At 67.4% G+C, this 15,316-nt stretch carries 16 protein-coding genes; 5 read left to right on the top strand and 11 right to left on the bottom strand.

Features of this window, described 5'->3' with window-relative positions; all coding sequences use genetic code 11:
• Window positions 1-38: 38 nt before the first annotated feature.
• The 4 genes from AC1DIX_RS12405 to AC1DIX_RS12390 are packed head-to-tail and all read left to right on the top strand — an operon-like array spanning window position 39 to window position 4,798.
• Window positions 39-1,160: an aromatic ring-hydroxylating oxygenase subunit alpha gene (locus AC1DIX_RS12405; RefSeq protein WP_477324599.1), complete on the top strand. Its 1,122-nt coding sequence runs from the start codon at window positions 39-41 to the stop codon at window positions 1,158-1,160.
• Window positions 1,153-2,637 carry an NAD-dependent succinate-semialdehyde dehydrogenase gene (locus tag AC1DIX_RS12400; protein WP_477324597.1) on the top strand — a complete coding sequence of 495 codons (1,485 nt, stop codon included), beginning with the start codon at window positions 1,153-1,155 and terminating at the stop codon, window positions 2,635-2,637. Before AC1DIX_RS12405 ends, AC1DIX_RS12400 begins: the two co-directional genes overlap by 8 nt.
• 24 nt (window positions 2,638-2,661) lie before the next feature.
• Window positions 2,662-3,639, top strand: coding sequence for a PDR/VanB family oxidoreductase (locus tag AC1DIX_RS12395; protein WP_477324595.1), 978 nt, complete (start codon window positions 2,662-2,664; stop codon window positions 3,637-3,639).
• Window positions 3,640-3,688: 49 nt separating this feature from the next.
• The gene (locus AC1DIX_RS12390; RefSeq protein ID WP_477324593.1) at window positions 3,689-4,798 is read left to right on the top strand and encodes a porin; all 1,110 of its coding nucleotides are present in this window, start codon (window positions 3,689-3,691) and stop codon (window positions 4,796-4,798) included.
• 9 nt (window positions 4,799-4,807) lie between these two features.
• Here the strand turns inward: AC1DIX_RS12390 and AC1DIX_RS12385 are convergent, their stop codons facing one another.
• Genes AC1DIX_RS12385 through AC1DIX_RS12340 form a run of 10 tightly spaced genes read right to left on the bottom strand, consistent with a single transcriptional unit; the run spans window position 4,808 to window position 13,793 of the window.
• A complete protein-coding gene (locus AC1DIX_RS12385; protein ID WP_477324591.1) occupies window positions 4,808-5,734 on the bottom strand; it encodes an ACP S-malonyltransferase in 927 nt (308 codons plus the stop codon).
• 2 nt (window positions 5,735-5,736) lie between these two features.
• Window positions 5,737-6,615, bottom strand: coding sequence for a triphosphoribosyl-dephospho-CoA synthase MdcB (gene mdcB, locus AC1DIX_RS12380; protein WP_477324589.1), 879 nt, complete (start codon window positions 6,613-6,615; stop codon window positions 5,737-5,739).
• Window positions 6,608-7,291 (bottom strand): malonate decarboxylase holo-[acyl-carrier-protein] synthase, encoded by a 684-nt coding sequence (gene mdcG, locus AC1DIX_RS12375; RefSeq protein WP_477324587.1) that lies wholly within the window; start codon window positions 7,289-7,291, stop codon window positions 6,608-6,610. Before mdcG ends, mdcB begins: the two co-directional genes overlap by 8 nt.
• Window positions 7,275-7,991, bottom strand: a complete 717-nt coding sequence (gene mdcE / locus AC1DIX_RS12370) for a biotin-independent malonate decarboxylase subunit gamma (protein ID WP_477324585.1) — start codon at window positions 7,989-7,991, stop codon at window positions 7,275-7,277. The genes mdcG and mdcE overlap by 17 nt, the downstream gene beginning before the upstream one ends.
• Entirely contained in the window at window positions 7,988-8,887 is a 900-nt protein-coding gene (locus tag AC1DIX_RS12365) for a biotin-independent malonate decarboxylase subunit beta (protein WP_477252048.1), read from the bottom strand. The genes mdcE and AC1DIX_RS12365 overlap by 4 nt, the downstream gene beginning before the upstream one ends.
• On the bottom strand, window positions 8,884-9,195 hold the full coding sequence (gene mdcC, locus AC1DIX_RS12360) for a malonate decarboxylase acyl carrier protein (RefSeq protein WP_441934909.1): 312 nt from the start codon (window positions 9,193-9,195) through the stop codon (window positions 8,884-8,886). The genes AC1DIX_RS12365 and mdcC overlap by 4 nt, the downstream gene beginning before the upstream one ends.
• Before the next feature lie 2 nt (window positions 9,196-9,197).
• A complete protein-coding gene (gene mdcA, locus AC1DIX_RS12355; RefSeq protein ID WP_477324583.1) occupies window positions 9,198-10,865 on the bottom strand; it encodes a malonate decarboxylase subunit alpha in 1,668 nt (555 codons plus the stop codon).
• Entirely contained in the window at window positions 10,866-12,215 is a 1,350-nt protein-coding gene (locus tag AC1DIX_RS12350) for a TRAP transporter large permease (protein WP_441934911.1), read from the bottom strand.
• Window positions 12,216-12,219: 4 nt separating this feature from the next.
• Window positions 12,220-12,768, bottom strand: a complete 549-nt coding sequence (locus AC1DIX_RS12345; protein ID WP_441934912.1) for a TRAP transporter small permease — start codon at window positions 12,766-12,768, stop codon at window positions 12,220-12,222.
• On the bottom strand, window positions 12,768-13,793 hold the full coding sequence (locus AC1DIX_RS12340; protein WP_477324581.1) for a TRAP transporter substrate-binding protein: 1,026 nt from the start codon (window positions 13,791-13,793) through the stop codon (window positions 12,768-12,770). Before AC1DIX_RS12340 ends, AC1DIX_RS12345 begins: the two co-directional genes overlap by 1 nt.
• Window positions 13,794-13,926: 133 nt before the next feature.
• Between AC1DIX_RS12340 and AC1DIX_RS12335 the strand changes: the two genes are divergently transcribed.
• Window positions 13,927-14,589, top strand: a complete 663-nt coding sequence (locus tag AC1DIX_RS12335; protein WP_477324579.1) for a GntR family transcriptional regulator — start codon at window positions 13,927-13,929, stop codon at window positions 14,587-14,589.
• Here the strand turns inward: AC1DIX_RS12335 and AC1DIX_RS12330 are convergent.
• On the bottom strand, window positions 14,586-15,140 hold the full coding sequence (locus AC1DIX_RS12330) for a porin family protein (RefSeq protein ID WP_477324577.1): 555 nt from the start codon (window positions 15,138-15,140) through the stop codon (window positions 14,586-14,588). The two genes, AC1DIX_RS12335 and AC1DIX_RS12330, sit on opposite strands and share 4 nt — an antisense overlap.
• Between the last annotated feature and the right edge of the window lie 176 nt (window positions 15,141-15,316).

Below are 15,316 nucleotides of genomic sequence, written 5' to 3'. Positions count from 1 at the left end.
ATGTTAACCAACGGTTATCTGTTAAATGTGAGGATACAATGAATCAAACCGTCAAGCTGCCGGCCGACTTCTGCGCCGATACCGAAAACGCCTGGACGCTGCCGGCGTCCTGCTACACCGACCCTGCCGTCTTCGAGTACGAGAAGGAAAAGATCTTCGCCCACAGCTGGATCTGCGTCGCCCACCGCAGCGAGCTGGCGGAGAAGAACGACTACATTACCCGCGAGGTGATCGGCGAGAACATCGTGGTGCTGCGCGACCGCGACGGCGTGCTGCGCGCTTTCTACAACGTCTGCCCGCACCGCGGCCACCAGCTGCTGAGCGGCAGCGGCCGGGCGCGCAACGTGATCACCTGTCCGTATCACGCCTGGACCTTCAAGCTGGACGGCGAGCTGGCCCATGCGCGTAACTGCGACAACGTGCCGAACTTCGACAAGGACAAGTCCAGCCTGGTGCCGGTCAAGGTCGAAGAGTATGCCGGCTTCGTCTTCATCAACATGGATCCCGAGGCCGGCACGGTGGAACAGCAGCTGCCCGGCCTGGAAAGCCGTCTGCGCGCCGCCTGCCCGGTGATCGACCAGCTGCAGCTGGGCGCCCGCTTCGTCACCGAGACGGCGGCCAACTGGAAGAGCATCGTCGACAACTACATGGAGTGCTATCACTGCGGACCGGCCCACCCGGGCTTTTCCGACTCCGTGCAGGTCGACAAATACGTCCACACCCTGCACGGTAACTGGACCCTGCAGTTCGGTCTGGCCAAGTCCTCGGAAAAATCGTTCAAGCTCGACCCGTCGATCAAGGACCCGAGCTTCGCCGGCTTCTGGGCCTGGCCCTGCACCATGTTCAACGTGCCGCCGGGCGCCGACTTCATGACCGTCATCTACGAGCTGCCGGTCAGCGCCGAAGTCACGCTGCAGCACTACGACATTTACTTCCTCAACAAGGAGCTGACCGAGGAGCAGGCCAAGCTGGTCGAGTGGTACCGCAACGTGTTCCGCCCGGAAGACCTGAACCTGGTCGAAAGCGTGCAGCGCGGCCTGAAGTCGCGCGGCTACCGCGGCCAGGGCCGCATCATGGTCGACCGCGAACGCAGCGGCATCAGCGAACACGGCATCGTCCACTTCCACCGCAAGATGGCGAACGAGTACGGCGATGAGTGAGCGCGGCCACCTGGAAGGCGCGCCGCGCCTGAACGACGAGACCCTGTTCCGCCGGCAGGCCTGCATCGGCGGGGAATGGCGCGACGCGGTCAATGGCACCACCGTGCAGGTATTCGATCCGGCCGGCGCCGGCCGCATCGGATGCGTGCCCTGCATGGGCGAGGCCGAGACGGTGGCGGCCATCGAAGCCGCCCACGCCGCCCTGCCGGCCTGGCGCGCCCGCACCGCCAGGGAACGCGCGGCGCTGCTGCGCGCATGGTACGAGCTGGTCCTGCGGCATGAAGACGACCTGGCCGCCATCATGACCTGGGAGCAGGGCAAGCCGCTGCACGAGGCGCGCGGCGAGATCCGCTACGCCGCTTCCTTCATCGAATGGTTTGCCGAGGAAGGCAAGCGGGTGTACGGCGATGTGATCCCCTCGCCGAGTGCCGACAAGCGCCTGCTGGTGGTGCGCGAACCGATCGGCGTCTGCGCCGCCATCACGCCGTGGAACTTCCCGGCCGCGATGATCGCCCGCAAGGCCGGGCCGGCGCTGGCCGCCGGCTGCACCATGGTCGTCAAGCCCGCCAACGAGACGCCGTTCAGCGCGCTGGCGCTGGCCGAACTCGCGCTGCGGGCCGGCATTCCAGCCGGCGTGCTGAACGTCGTCACCGGCGATGCCGTCGCCATCGGCAGCCAGCTCACCGGCCACCCGCTGGTGCGCAAGCTGTCCTTCACCGGCTCGACGCCGGTCGGGCGCCTCTTGGCGCAGCAATGCGCCGCCACCGTCAAGAAGGTCTCGCTCGAACTGGGCGGCAATGCACCCTTCATCGTGTTCGAGGATGCCGACATCGACGCCGCCGTCGACGGCGCGCTGCAGGCCAAGTACCGCAACGCCGGCCAGACCTGCGTCTGCGTCAACCGCCTCTACGTGCACGACGCCGTCTACGAACGCTTCGTCGAGCGCTTCTCGGCCAGGGTCGCGCAGCTGCGCGTCGGGAGCGGCTTCGACGCCGCGTCCGAGATCGGCCCGCTCATCAGCGGCAAGGCGATCGACAAGGTGGCCGAGCTGGTGGCCGATGCGGTCGGCAAGGGCGCCCGGGTGGCGGTCGGCGGCGCCATGCATGCCGCCGGCCCCGGCTTCTATGCGCCGACGGTGCTGACGGAAGTCGCGCCCGGCATGCGCATCCTCGACGAGGAGGTGTTCGGACCGGTGGCGCCGATCGTGCGCTTCCGTTCCGAGGACGAGGTCGTGCGCATGGCCAACGACACCATCTACGGGCTCGCCGCCTACTTCTACAGCCGGGACATCGGCCGCGCCTGGCGCGTGGCGGAGCAGCTCGAGTACGGCATGGTCGGCATCAACACCGGCCTGATCTCGAACGAAGTCGCGCCCTTCGGCGGCGTGAAGCAGTCGGGGCTCGGCCGCGAAGGCTCGCGCTACGGCATCGAAGACTATATGGAAATGAAGTACCTCTGCATGGCCGTCCAGGCGTAGCGGAGGAAAGACGAGATCGCAGCAATGGAAAATTCATATCGGACCATCCCGGTCAGGGTGGCGCGTGTCGACACCGTCACCCCGCTGATCAAGCGTTTCACCCTCGAAGCCGCCGACGGCGGCACGCTGCCCGCGTTCACCGGCGGCAGCCACGTCATCGTGCAGATGCGTGACGGCGACCGGCGCTACAGCAATGCCTATTCGCTGATGAGTTCACCGGAAGCCCTGGGCGCCTACCAGATCGGGGTGCGCCGCGAGACGCCGTCGAAAGGCGGCTCGGCCTTCCTTCACGACCGCGTGAAGGAGGGCGACCTGCTCGACATCACCACGCCGAACAATCTGTTCGCGCTGTCGGACGAGGCGCAGCATCACGTGCTGATCGCGGGCGGCATCGGCATCACGCCCTTCATGTCGCAGATGCACGAGCTGCGCCGGCGCGGCGGCTCCCACGAGCTGCACTACGCCTTCCGCGGGCCCGAGCATGGCGCCTTCAGCGAGGAGCTGGAAGAACTGGCCGGACAGTCCTCGGGCAAGGTCCGCTTCTACGTCGACCGCCTCGGCCAGCAGCTCGACCTGGGCGGCCTGTTCGGCGGCCTGGCCGAAGGCGCGCACGTCTACGTCTGCGGCCCGGCAGGGCTGATCGAGGCGGTGCGCAAGGCGGCGCAGGCGGCCGGTGTCGATCCCGGACGCGTGCACTGGGAGCAGTTTGCCGCCACCGCTTCCGCGAACGACGGTGCTTTCACGGTGGTGCTGGCGAAGTCCGGCAAGACCGTCGAAGTGGGCGCCGGCGAATCGATCCTGAAGGCGATCGAACGGGACAACGCCGTGCAGGTGGAATGCCTGTGCCGCGAAGGCGTGTGCGGGACCTGCGAGACCCGCATCCTCGAAGGCGAAGCCGAACACCTCGACCAATACCTCAGCAATGCCGAAAAGGACGCCCAGCAGACCATGATGATCTGCGTGTCGCGCGCCCGGAGCGGCAAGCTGGTGCTGGACCTGTAATTCCCAAGAGAGCGCTAGCGAGATAGAACAGCGCGCCATGGAGGAGACAATGATGAAAGATGCAGGTTCGTGGAAGCGGGCAGCCGTCGTGTGCCTGGGCGCAGGCATGCTGATGCCGCTGGCGCCGTTGGCGGCGGCCGCCGAGTCGGGCGTGACGGTGTATGGCGTGATCAGCTCGGCGCTGCGATATACCTCGAACATCGACGGCAAAGGCGGCAACAAGACCGAAGTGGTGGCCAGCGGGATCGGCGGCAGCCGCCTGGGCATCTCCGGCACCGAAGACCTCGGCGGCGGCAACAAGGCCATCTTCCAGCTCGAGAGCGGCTTCGGCACCGATACCGGCCAGCCGGAATACGGCATCCTGTTCGGCAGGCAGGCCTTCGTGGGCCTGAGCGGTTCCTGGGGCAGCCTGACCTTCGGCCGCCAGTACAACGCCGTGAACAACGTGGGCTGGTCCTTCAATCCGCTCGACCAGAGCTGGGGCAACTACTGGTCCGATCCCTACTACACGGGCGGCGACATCTTCATGCAGGGCTACCGCATCGACAACAGCGTCATCTACAAGCGCACCGTCGGCCCGGTCAGCCTGCAGCTCGACTACGGGGCGGGCGAGCAGACGGGCGGCGCTACGCGCGGCTCGACCTTCGGCGGCGGCATCATGTATTCGAAGGATGGCCTCGGGCTGGGCGCAGCCTACGACGAGCGCCGCGCGTCATCCAGCGACGGCAACACGGTCGGCAACTACACCCTGGGCGCGTCCTGGGCCGCCGGCAAGGCGACCACCTATATCGGCCGGATGGGGCGCCACGAAAGCGCCGGCGATGCGCGCTTTGTCATCTCCTTCATCGGCCTGGGCTACCAGATCACGCCGGCCCTGCACCTGTCGGGCGCCTTTTACCGCTACGTCCAGAGCGGCGGCGTGACGACCCAGTTCCAGGCGGCGCCGATCCTTCTCGGCAGCGGGCGCACGAATGTGTTCGCCGCCGTGGCCGACTATGCGCTGTCCAGGCGCACCAGCCTGTTCCTRGAAGCGGATGTGAACGATGCGCACGACGGCGCGGTGGGCCGAGAGACCGAATACTGGGGCTCGGGACCGGTCCTTGGCATCGGCCACGCGGCCCGCAAGGGCGTGATGGTTGGCTTGCGCCACCAGTTCTAGCGCCTGGCCTCAGGCCTGGGCCGCGACCCAGGCCGCGATGCCTTTCACGCTGCGGAAATCCGCCACCGAGCGGCAGGCGATCTGCGGATGCCGTTCGCGCAGCATGCGCGACAGCGCGCCGCCGGGACCCAGTTCCAGGGCGACGTCGATGCGTGCCTCGAGCAGGGCGTCCAGRCACTCGGTCCAGCGGATCGTGGTCGCCGTCTGCAGCGCCAGCAGCTCGGCCGCCTGGGCGGCGTCGTGCACGGTGGACGCGTTCACGCCCGCCAGCAGCGGCAGGGCAGGGGCTGCGGCATCGTCCCGCAGCAGGCTGCGCAGCGGATCGACTGCGCTCGCCAGCAGGCTGGTATGCGACGCGACCGTGATCGGCAAAGGTTTATACGTGGCGCCCATCGAAGGCGCGAGCGCCGCCAGCCGGTCCAGGTTGGCGCGCAGGCCGCCGGCGACCAGGGCGCCGGGCGTGTCGATGGCCGCTTCGCAGCCGGCTTGCGCCACGAGGTCCAGGGCGGCCCGGGAGGCGATGCCGGACACCGCCGCCATGCCCTGTTCGCCGGCGCTCGCCGCCGCTTCGCTCATGATCGCGGCGCGCCGCGAGGCGATGGCGACCGCCCGCTCCAGCGGCAGGGCGCCGGCCACCGCATAGGCGCTGATTTCGCCGACGCTGTAGCCGGTCACCAGGGCAGGACGCGGCAGGCGTTCGGCCAGCATGGTCCAGGCCATCAGGGTGGCGGCCACCACCAGCGGCTGCGCGCAGCGGTTGTCGAACATGGCCGAGGGATGGGCGAGCAGCGCCGGCAGCGGGGTCTGCGCCACCGGACCGTCCGCATCGCGCAGCCAGCCTTCGGCCTGGCCGAAGGCTGTCGGATCGCCGCTTGCGAGGTCGAACATCGCCGGGCTTTGCGCGCCCTGACCGGGGCACAGGATGGCCAGCCGCATCGTCAGGGCACTCCCTCGGTAGCCAGGGAGTGCACGAAACAGGTCGCGGCCAGCAGGTCGGCCGCGCCGCCGGGCGACAGCCGGTGCGCGACGAAGCGGCGGTGCGCCGCCACGGCGTCCCGCTCCCAGTCGTCGGCCGCGGTGCCGCCGCGCTCCAGGAAACGCAGCGAGGTATCGCGCACGACGCGCGCCCCTTCCGCGCCGCCGCGGTGGTACACGTTCGTATCGGACAGCTCGGCCATCAGCTTGAACAGGGTGTCGATGCGGGCGCAGCGCAGGCCGCGTCCGGCCGCCAGCGTACGGCGCAGGGTGGGCAGGGCCAGTTCGAAAATCGCGGGGAAACCGGTCGCCGCCTGTTCGCGCGCGCCCGGCGCCGCATGACGGCTGCGGACCAGCGCACCGTTCGATGCGGCAGGGCCCCGGTGGCCGGCCAGCGCTTCACCCCAGCAGTCCGCCAGCGTGGCGCGCAGCACCTCCGGCTGCCAGGACGAGGACGCCGCACGCCCGGCCGCCGCGCACAGCAGGCCGAGCGAAAAGATCGCCCCGCGATGCGTGTTGATGCCGCCGGTGGCAAGCAGCATGCGCCGCTCCGCTTCGATGCCCAGCCGGCGCAGGGTCTCGAATCCGCTTCGCCTGGTGCCGGCCAGCGCGATGTCGAGGAAGTAGCGGCGCAGCGAGAACAGGCTGCGTACGAAGGTCGAGGCATCCATGTCGTCGTGGCTGCCGGTATCCACCAGCGACACCAGGCCGGGCTTGGGATACAGCGCGAGTTCCTGGTACAGGCTGCGCACCGCGTGGCGCGCGACGATGGCGCCGGCCGCGGCGGCATCGTCGGCATCGGCGGCCGCGTGGCCGCGCTCGCGCAGGCAGGCCTCAGCCATGACGGCCACCGTCCGTGCCGAACTGGGCGAGCAGGGCGTCGCGTCGCAGCAGCGCCACGGAATTTAGGTGCTTGGCCAGCACGCGATCGAGTTTGCCGGCCTCCTGCGTGTCAGTGCCCAGCCATTCTTTCCAGGACACCGCATGACCGAAGGGGAATTCGATCTCGCCGTCCAGCGGCAGGCTTTGCGCATGGCGCGCCAGCAGCGCCAGGCCGGTCTCGAGCTGGGCCTCGTCGAGGGGACGCAGCAGCAGGTCGATGTCCGAACCGGCGCCGAGATAGCAATCGCCGGTCAGCGTCTGCATCGCCATCGAGCCGAACACCCGGCAGTCCACGCCCGCGGCGCGCAGTGCGATGCGCAGCTTGCGCAGGCCTGGCTGCCAGGCGGCCGGCGCCTCGGCTTCGTCCAGCGCCAGCGCGCCCCGCGTTGCCGCGACTTCGCTGCGTTCGACGGCAAAGCCGAGCCTGACCTTCCGGCCGCTGTGCGGATCGGGCGGGGCGGGAATGCCCAGGCAGAGCAGGCCGGGCGGCGTGTCCGGCTCGAGCCGGCGCACCACGGCCGGCAAGCCGCGCGCCTGCCAGCCGAGGGCCAGCTCGCGCGCCGCGCCGTCCAGGCCGCCCAGGGCCGACGCCCAGCCCTGCGGCGTCAGCCAGACCAGGTCATGCCGCCTGTACATCGGATCCCGTGCGTACCGCCTGCGCGACCGCGAAGGCCAGCCTGCGGCCGCCGCGTTCCAGCCCGAGTTCGGCGCGGCGGTCTCCAGGTCCCGCCTGGGCCAGCGCATCCTCCAGCGCCGCCGCCAGGTTCTCGTGCCAGATCCCGGCCACGCCGCCCATGCGCAGGTAGTTTTCCGCACCGGGCGCGAACACCGGGTTGTCCTGGGCCAGCGCTTCCAGCCGTTCGAGCGGCACCTTGGTGATGCGCGCCATGGCCGGCAGGCCCATCACGCGGATGGTGGCTTCGGGCAGGGCATAGCAGGCATCGGCGATCAGGCCGCTGGTGATGAAGCCGCCCGACAGCGCCTGGTCGTACACCAGGCCGACGATGCGGTGGCCGCTCCGCCGCGCCAGCTCGACGCATTTGCCCAGGTGGGCCATGTAGCTGTTAATGCCCAACATCTCGTCGCGGCGGCGCAGGCGCTGGCCTTCGGTGTCGACCAGGATCACGATCGCCCGGCCGGGATGGCGCCTGACCGTGTCGAGGATGGCACTGGCCTGCGCCAGCGCGATCTCGACGCCGATCGGCGTGTGCCCGGTGGTGCCGATCACGGTCACCGTCTTTCCGTCCACCTGGGCTTCGCCGCTCAGGAAGCAGTCGCCTTCGACGATGCGGTGGCCCTGCGGGAACAGGGCGTCCGCCACTTGTTGCCAGTTCATGGTGCGGCTCCTTCACGGTGGCCATCGGCCAGTTCGCGGAATGCGTCGATTTCCAGCAGCGGCACCGATTGCGGCTCGCCGATGCCGAGGTCTTCCCAGATCTCCAGTGGATCGTCGAGCTTGCCGAAGCGATCGAGGCGGCTGCCGAGCATGCGCTGCTCGGCTTCCAGCGCTTCGAGCGTCAGCCCGGTCCCCGCGCCGCGCGCCGCATCGGCCAGCCGCAGCGCCGCATCGCGGAAGGCCGCGACGTCGTCGGCCACGATGGCCTGGGCGTCGCCGATCAGGTAGCGGTGCTTGCCGCCGGTGACGCGCCAGACCAGGGCGCGGTCGCGGGCGTCGAATTCCTCGACGCCGCCGGCGGTCTCGATGACTTCCGGGCCCGACATCGCCAGCCGGCTTTCTTCGGAGATGACGACACCGTTGGTGCAGCGGGCCACGATGCCCATGCCGCCGAAGCAGCCGTTCGAGCCGCCCACCAGGGCGATCACCGGAATACCGGCGGCGCGGGTGTCGAGCACGGCGCGCATGACTTCCGATACGGCGATCAGGCCGGCGTTCGCTTCGTGCAGGCGCACGCCGCCGGTCTCCAGCAGCAGCAGCACGGCGCCGGCGCTTTCGTCGACGGCGCGGCGCAGCATGCCCACCAGCTTGGCGCCATGGACTTCGCCGACCGCGCCGCCCATGAAGCCGCCTTCCTGGGCGGCGATGAACACCTGTCTGCCCTGGATACTGCCCTTGCCGACCACCACGCCATCGTCGAAGGACACCGGCGCATCGAGCTGGTGCAGGTGAGGACTCACCACGCGCAGCTGCGGCGGCAGGAATTCCGTAAAGCTGCCTTCATCCAGCATGCCGGCGATGCGCTGGCGCGCGGTGGCTTCCTGGTAGCTGCTCATGAGGCCTCTCCTGTGATGGATTCGGCCGCCTGGTCGAGCCGCAGGCTGACCACCGCCGGGGTCGCGCCCATGTCGTTGATGGACACGCGCACGTCGGCCAGCTGCCAGCGCTGGTGGAAGTCACGCACCACCGCTTCCCAGATCGGACCGAAGCCGTGGGCGGCGGTGCTGATCTCGATCGCGCAGGCGCCGTCCAGCGGCTGGCGCTCGATCAGGATCTCCAGGTTGCCGGAGCCGACCACGCCCACCAGGCGGGCACCAATGATCCGGCGTTGGCCGCCGTTGAAATTGAATCGTAGGGTTTCCATGATTACCAGTTCCTGAACTGTTTGGGCGGCTTGTACAGGCCGTGGGATGCCCGCACCAGGTCTTTCATGTTCCTGGCCGCCAGCAGGTCGCGCGTGGCGAGCCGCTTGTCGATGCCGAGGTCCTCGGGACGCTGGACGATGCCGCGGTCGCGCAGGTTTTCCACCATGCGCCGGTCGCGCGCCAGCCCGACCGGCGTGTAGCCGGCCACGCCGCGGATCGCCTGTTCGCGCTCCTCGTCGGTACGGCACAGCAGCAGGTTGGCGATGCCTTCTTCCGTCAGGATGTGGGTGACGTCGTCGCCGTAGATCATCACCGGCGGGATCGCCATCCTGGCCTGCTCGGCCAGCTGCCAGGCATCGAGGGTTTCGACGAAGGCCGGCTGCATGTGCTCGCGGAAGGTCTCGACCATCTGCACCACCAGCTTTCGGCCACGCGGGATGGCTGGCGTGCCGCGCCGCGCCTGTTCGCCGGCCTTCAGCCAGGCCGGGCTGGCGTGGCGGCGGCCGCGCGCGTCGGCACCCATGTTCGGCGCGCCGCCGAAGCCGGAGATGCGGCCCAGGGTCGCCGTCGACGAGTTGCCCTGCAGGTCGATCTGCAGGGTCGAGCCGATGAACATGTCGCAGGCGTAGTGACCGGCCACCTGGGAGAAGGCGCGGTTGCTGCGCATGCTGCCGTCCGGGCCGACGAAGAACACGTCGGGACGCGAGCGCACATAGTCTTCCATGCCGAGCTCGGAGCCGAAGGAGTGCACGGTCTCGACGAAGCCGGCCTCGATCGCGGGAATCAGGGCCGGGTGCGGGTTCAGCGCCCAGTTGCGGCCGATCTTGCCCTTCAGGCCCAGCGAGGCCGCATAGGTCGGCAGCAGCAGTTCGATGGCGGCGGTGTCGAAGCCGATGCCGTGGTTCAGGCGCTCGACCTGGTACTCGGCATAGATGCCCTTGATGGCCATCATCGCCATCAGGACCTGGATCTCGGAGATCAATGCCGGGTCGCGCGTGAACAGCGGCTCGATGTAGTGCGGGGTCGGCGCCGCCACCGCGAAGTCGACCCAGTCGGCCGGGATGTCGACGCGCGGCAGCACGTCGACGATCTCGTTCACCTGGGCGATCACGATGCCGCTCTTGAAGGCCGTGGCTTCGACGATGGCCGGCGTGTCCTCGGTGTTCGGGCCGGTGTACAGGTTGCCGTGGCGGTCGGCCGCCTGGGCCGCCACCAGCGCCACCTGCGGCGTCAGGTCGATGAAGTAGCGGCCGAACAGCTCCAGGTAGGTATGGATCGCGCCGATGTTGATCTTCCCGTTTGAAACCAGCTTGGCGAGGCGGCCGGCCTGCGGTCCGGAAAACGAGAAGTCGACGCGCGCGGCGATGCCCTTGTCGAACACGTCCAGGTGTTCCGGCAGGGCCAGCACCGATTGCAGCATGTGCAGGCCGTTGACCCGGCCGGGGTCGAGCGCGGCCAGGGTCCTGGCCAGGAAGTCGGCCTGCTTCTGGTTGTTCCCTTCCAGGCACACGCGGTCGCCGCATTCGATCACCTGGTGCAGCAGCTCGCGCGCCAGGCCGGTGTCGACGATCTTGCCCCGCAGCCCGGCGCCCAGCTGCCCGCGCGCCCGCGCCAGGCGCCGCTCGCGGTTGGCGCGCTGGCGGTCCCAGCTTCTTTCCTTGTTACCCATCTAGCGCGCTCCCATGATCATGTCGGGCAGGGTGGTCGAGATCTGCGGGAACACGCACAGCAGGATCACCGCCACGAACATCAGCACCACGAAGGGCATCACACCCCAGATCACGTCGGACAGCGGGATGTCGGGCGCGATGTTCTTGATGACGAAGATGTTCAGGCCCACCGGCGGGTGGATCAGGCCCATCTCCATCACGATGGTCATCACCACGCCGAACCAGATCAGGTCGAAGCCGGCTTCGCGCAGCGGCGGCAGGATGATGGGCGCGGTCATCAGGATGATCGATACCGGCGGCAGGAAGAAGCCGAACACGATCACCATCAGCAGGATCACCGACAACAGCACCCATTTCGACAGGTGCAGCCCGACCACCCACTGCGCCGCCGACTGGCTGATGTGCAGGTAGCTCATCACGTAGGAGTAGAGCAGGGACATGCCGATGATCATGAGGAGCATGGTCGACTCCTTGATCGTCGAACTCAGGATCGGCCCGAGTTCCTTCGGCCGCCAGATGCCGTACACGACGGCCATCAGCACGATGGCCAGCAGGGCGCCCAGGCCGGCGGTTTCCGACGGCGTCGCATAGCCGCCGTACAGCGCGATCATCACGCCGGTCAGCAGCACCAGGAAGGGCAGCACGCGCGGCAGCATCTCGACCTTCTCCGCCAGCGTGTAGGTGTGGGCGTCCAGGTAGGCCGACTTCTCGCCGCCGCGCTGGTAGAGCTCATGGGCCAGGCGGTATTCCTTGCGCGCCCGGTGCACGGCATAGCCGGCGAACAGCAGGACCAGCATCAGGCCGGGGCCGATACCGGCCAGGAACAGGCGGCCCAGCGACTGCTCGGCGGCCACCGCGTACAGGATCATCGTGATCGACGGCGGCAGCAGGATCCCGAGGGTGCCGCCGGCGGCGATGATGCCGGCCGCGAAACCGGGCGAATAGCCGCGCTTGCGCATTTCCGGAATGCCGGCCGAGCCGATCGCCGAGCAGGTGGCGGGCGAGGAGCCGGCCATGGCGGCGAACAGCGCGCAGGCGAACACGTTGGCGATGCCGAGGCCGCCGGGCACCTTGTTCAGCCAGGCGTGGATGGCCGAGTACAGGTCGCGCCCGGCCGGCGACTTGCCGATCGCCGCGCCCTTCATGATGAAGAGCGGGATCGACAGCAGCGTGATCGATGCCATTTCCTCGTACACGTTCTGGGTGATCGTGTCGAGCGAGGAAGCCGGCATGAAGAAATACATGAACACGGTGGCGACCGCGCCCAGCGCGAAGGCGATCGGCATGCCCGAAAACATGACGACGAGCGTGGCGGCGGCGTAGCCGACGCCGAGGGAAAGTGCGCTCATGGGTTTATTCCTTTTCGGTGAGGCGGCCGATCAGCTGGACCAGGATCTGCAGCGTCAGCAAGGTCATCCCGAACGCCATCAGCGAGTACGGGATCCACAGCGGCGGCGCCAAGGTCGACGAGGTGGTCTGGCCTTCGACCAGGGCTTCGTGGAACAGGGTCCACGATTTCCAGGAAAAGAAGGCGCAGAACAGGAAGGACAGCAGGTCCACCAGGATCAGGCGGACCCGGTTCACCCTCGCCGGCAGCAGGCCGGCCAGCGCTTCGATGCCGATGTGACCGCGGAAGGACTGCACGTAGGCGGCGCAGAAGAAAGTGGCGCCGACCAGCATGAAGACCGCGGCCTCGTCCTGCCAGTCGGTGGCGACCTTGAAGAAGTAGCGCATCACCACCGAGTAGCTCAGCACCAGCGCGGTGAGGATCATGGCAAGCATGGAGATCACCAGCAGCAGGTGGTTGACCCTGTTGAGGAACACCGCCAGGGTGGCCACCCCGCGGTGCGAGGGCAGCGCAGGTGCTTGCGGCGCCTGGGCCTCGTAACCGTGGGCACTCATCACTTCACCTGTTCGGCGAGCTGCAGCAGCTTGGCGGTGTTGGGGTTCTTGGCGGCGAAGTCCTTCCAGGCGGTACGGCGGGCGATGTCCTGCCATTTCTTGACGGTGGCGTCGCTCAGGTCGACGGTCTTGGCGCCGGCCTTGGCGAACACCTTGGCCACTTCTTCATCGTCTTCCTTGGCGGCCTTCAGCGCGAAGGCTTCCATGTCGGCGCCGACCTGCAGGATGACGGCCTGCTGTTCCTTGCTCAGGCGGTCGAAGGCGGCCTTCGACATCATCAGCGGCTCCAGCATGAACCAGTAGGACTTGCCGCGGCCGGTGGTGAGCGCCTTCGATACTTCTTCCAGGCGGAACGAGATCAGCGAGGTCGAGGAGGTCAGTGCCGCATCCATGGCGCCGGTCTGCATGCCGGCATAGATTTCGTTCGACGGCAGGGTCACGACGGCGGCGCCGGCTTCCTTCAGGATCAGGTCCATCTCGCGCGAGCCGCCGCGGATCTTCATGCCCTTCGCGTCTTCCGGCTCGACGATCGGCTTGCCGCGCGATGCCATGCCGCCGGCCTGCCAGATCCAGCTGACCATCACCACGCCCTTGTCGGCGAGGATCTTCGTGAGTTCCTTGCCGACCGCGGCATTTTTCCATGCGGCGCTCTGCTCGTAGGAGGTCACCAGGCCGGGCATCAGGCCGATATTGGTCTCGGGGACCTCGCCGCCGGCGTACGACAGCGGCACCAGCGACATGTCGAGCGCGCCCTTGCGCATCGCGGAGAACTGGGCATTGGTCTTCATCAGCGACGAGCCGGGGTAGATCTCGAACTTGACGCTGCCCTTGGTGCGTTTTTCGACCTCGGCGGCAAACATGCGCACCAGGCGGTCACGGAAATCGCCCTTGTCGATGGTCCCGCCGGGGAACTGGTGCGAAATCTTGATGACCGTGTTCTGGGCCGATGCCGGCAATGCGGCCAGGACCATGCTCATGCCGAGTGCCAGGGCGCCCAGGGTGCTGCGTCGCTTGATTGATACCATGCTATCTCCTCAGTTCTCTTCACGGGAACACATGCTGGTGCATGCAAGTTTTTTGTCTGTGTATACAAGATGACGTAGAAAAAATACAATGTCAATCTGGTTACTATGATTTTTTTGAGCGGGAAGCAGCACCATGAAAAAGCTCTCTGATCGGCTACGCGAACAGATTGAAGAGAAGATCGCCACCGGGAAATTACTCCCCGGACAGCATCTGGATGAGACGGAACTGGCCACCGAATTCGGGGCGTCGCGTACCCCGATCCGCGAAGCCCTGATCCAGCTGGCGTCGGCGGGACTGGTGCAGATCCGTCCGCGCCGCGGGGCGGTGGTGGCGACGGTGTCGCCGCATCAGATCGTGGAGATGTTCGAGGTGATGGCCGAGCTGGAAGCCATGTGCGCACGCCTGGCGGCGCGGCGCATGTCGGCCGCCGAGCACGACAAGCTGCTGGAAGCGCACCGGGCCTGCAGCAGCGCCTACGAGGCGCGCGACCCGGACGAGTACTACTACCGCAACGAGGTGTTCCACCAGACGATCTTTGCGGGCAGCCACAACCATTTTCTGGCGGAACAGGCGGGCGCCCTGTCGCGCCGGCTCCGTCCTTACCGGCGCCTGCAGCTCAGGGTGCGCGACCGCATGAAGCACTCGTTCAGCGAGCACGATGCGGTGGTGAATGCGATCATCGAGGGCGACGGCCAGAAGGCGGCCGACCTGCTGCGCAGCCATGTGGCGGTGCAGGGCCAGCGCTTTACGGACCTGGTCGCCTCCCTCGATGCGCTGAATGTGGCGGCGGCTTAGAAACCGTACTTCACGCCGGCGCTGAAGACCTTGTTGTCCGCGCCGTTGCGCAGCTGCTTGCCGTTACGCTCGTATTCGGCGAACAGGGACACGTTCTCGGTCAATCTGGTCTGCACGCCCACCGCGGCATACACGCCGTTGGTGTTGTCCTTGAAGTTCCATCCCTTGAACGGGCTCGAGTACTTGGCCTCGGTATGGGCCAGGCCGAGCTTGCCGTACATCGCGGTGCGCTCGGTCAGCGGGAAGGTGTATTTGGCGGCCGCGTAGAAGCTCTGGCTCTTCACGCCGACGTGGTAAATATCGTTCTCCAGCGGCACATAGAAGCCGCTCTTGCCCAGGTAGCTGTAGCCGCCCTCGACGGCCCAGTTCTGGTCGAACTCGTAGCCGCCGAAGATCTTGGTGCTGCGCTTGTGGTCGCCGGTGATGGAATCCTTGACGGCGCCCACGCCGATGCCCAGGTAGGTGCGCGGCGCGTCATTGGCGGTGGACTGGGCCTGGGCGGCGCCCATGGCGAGGAACCCTGCGAGCACTGCGAAAATCGTCTTTTTCATCGTTCTTCCTTTTGTTTTGGTTTTCACTTTGCCGGGATGCAGCGGGCATCGCGGCGTGAAAAACGATAGCAGCTTGTTTCTTTTTAAAAACTGTCGAGTTGGTAAGAAACTGTTACCTGTGTGCATATAAATGACTGAAAAGTCAGATATGCATGTGTTTATGATCGGAAAGATGA

Source organism: Massilia sp. 05N420 (genome assembly GCF_056397205.1).
This window is presented reverse-complemented; position numbering and strand designations above follow the sequence as displayed.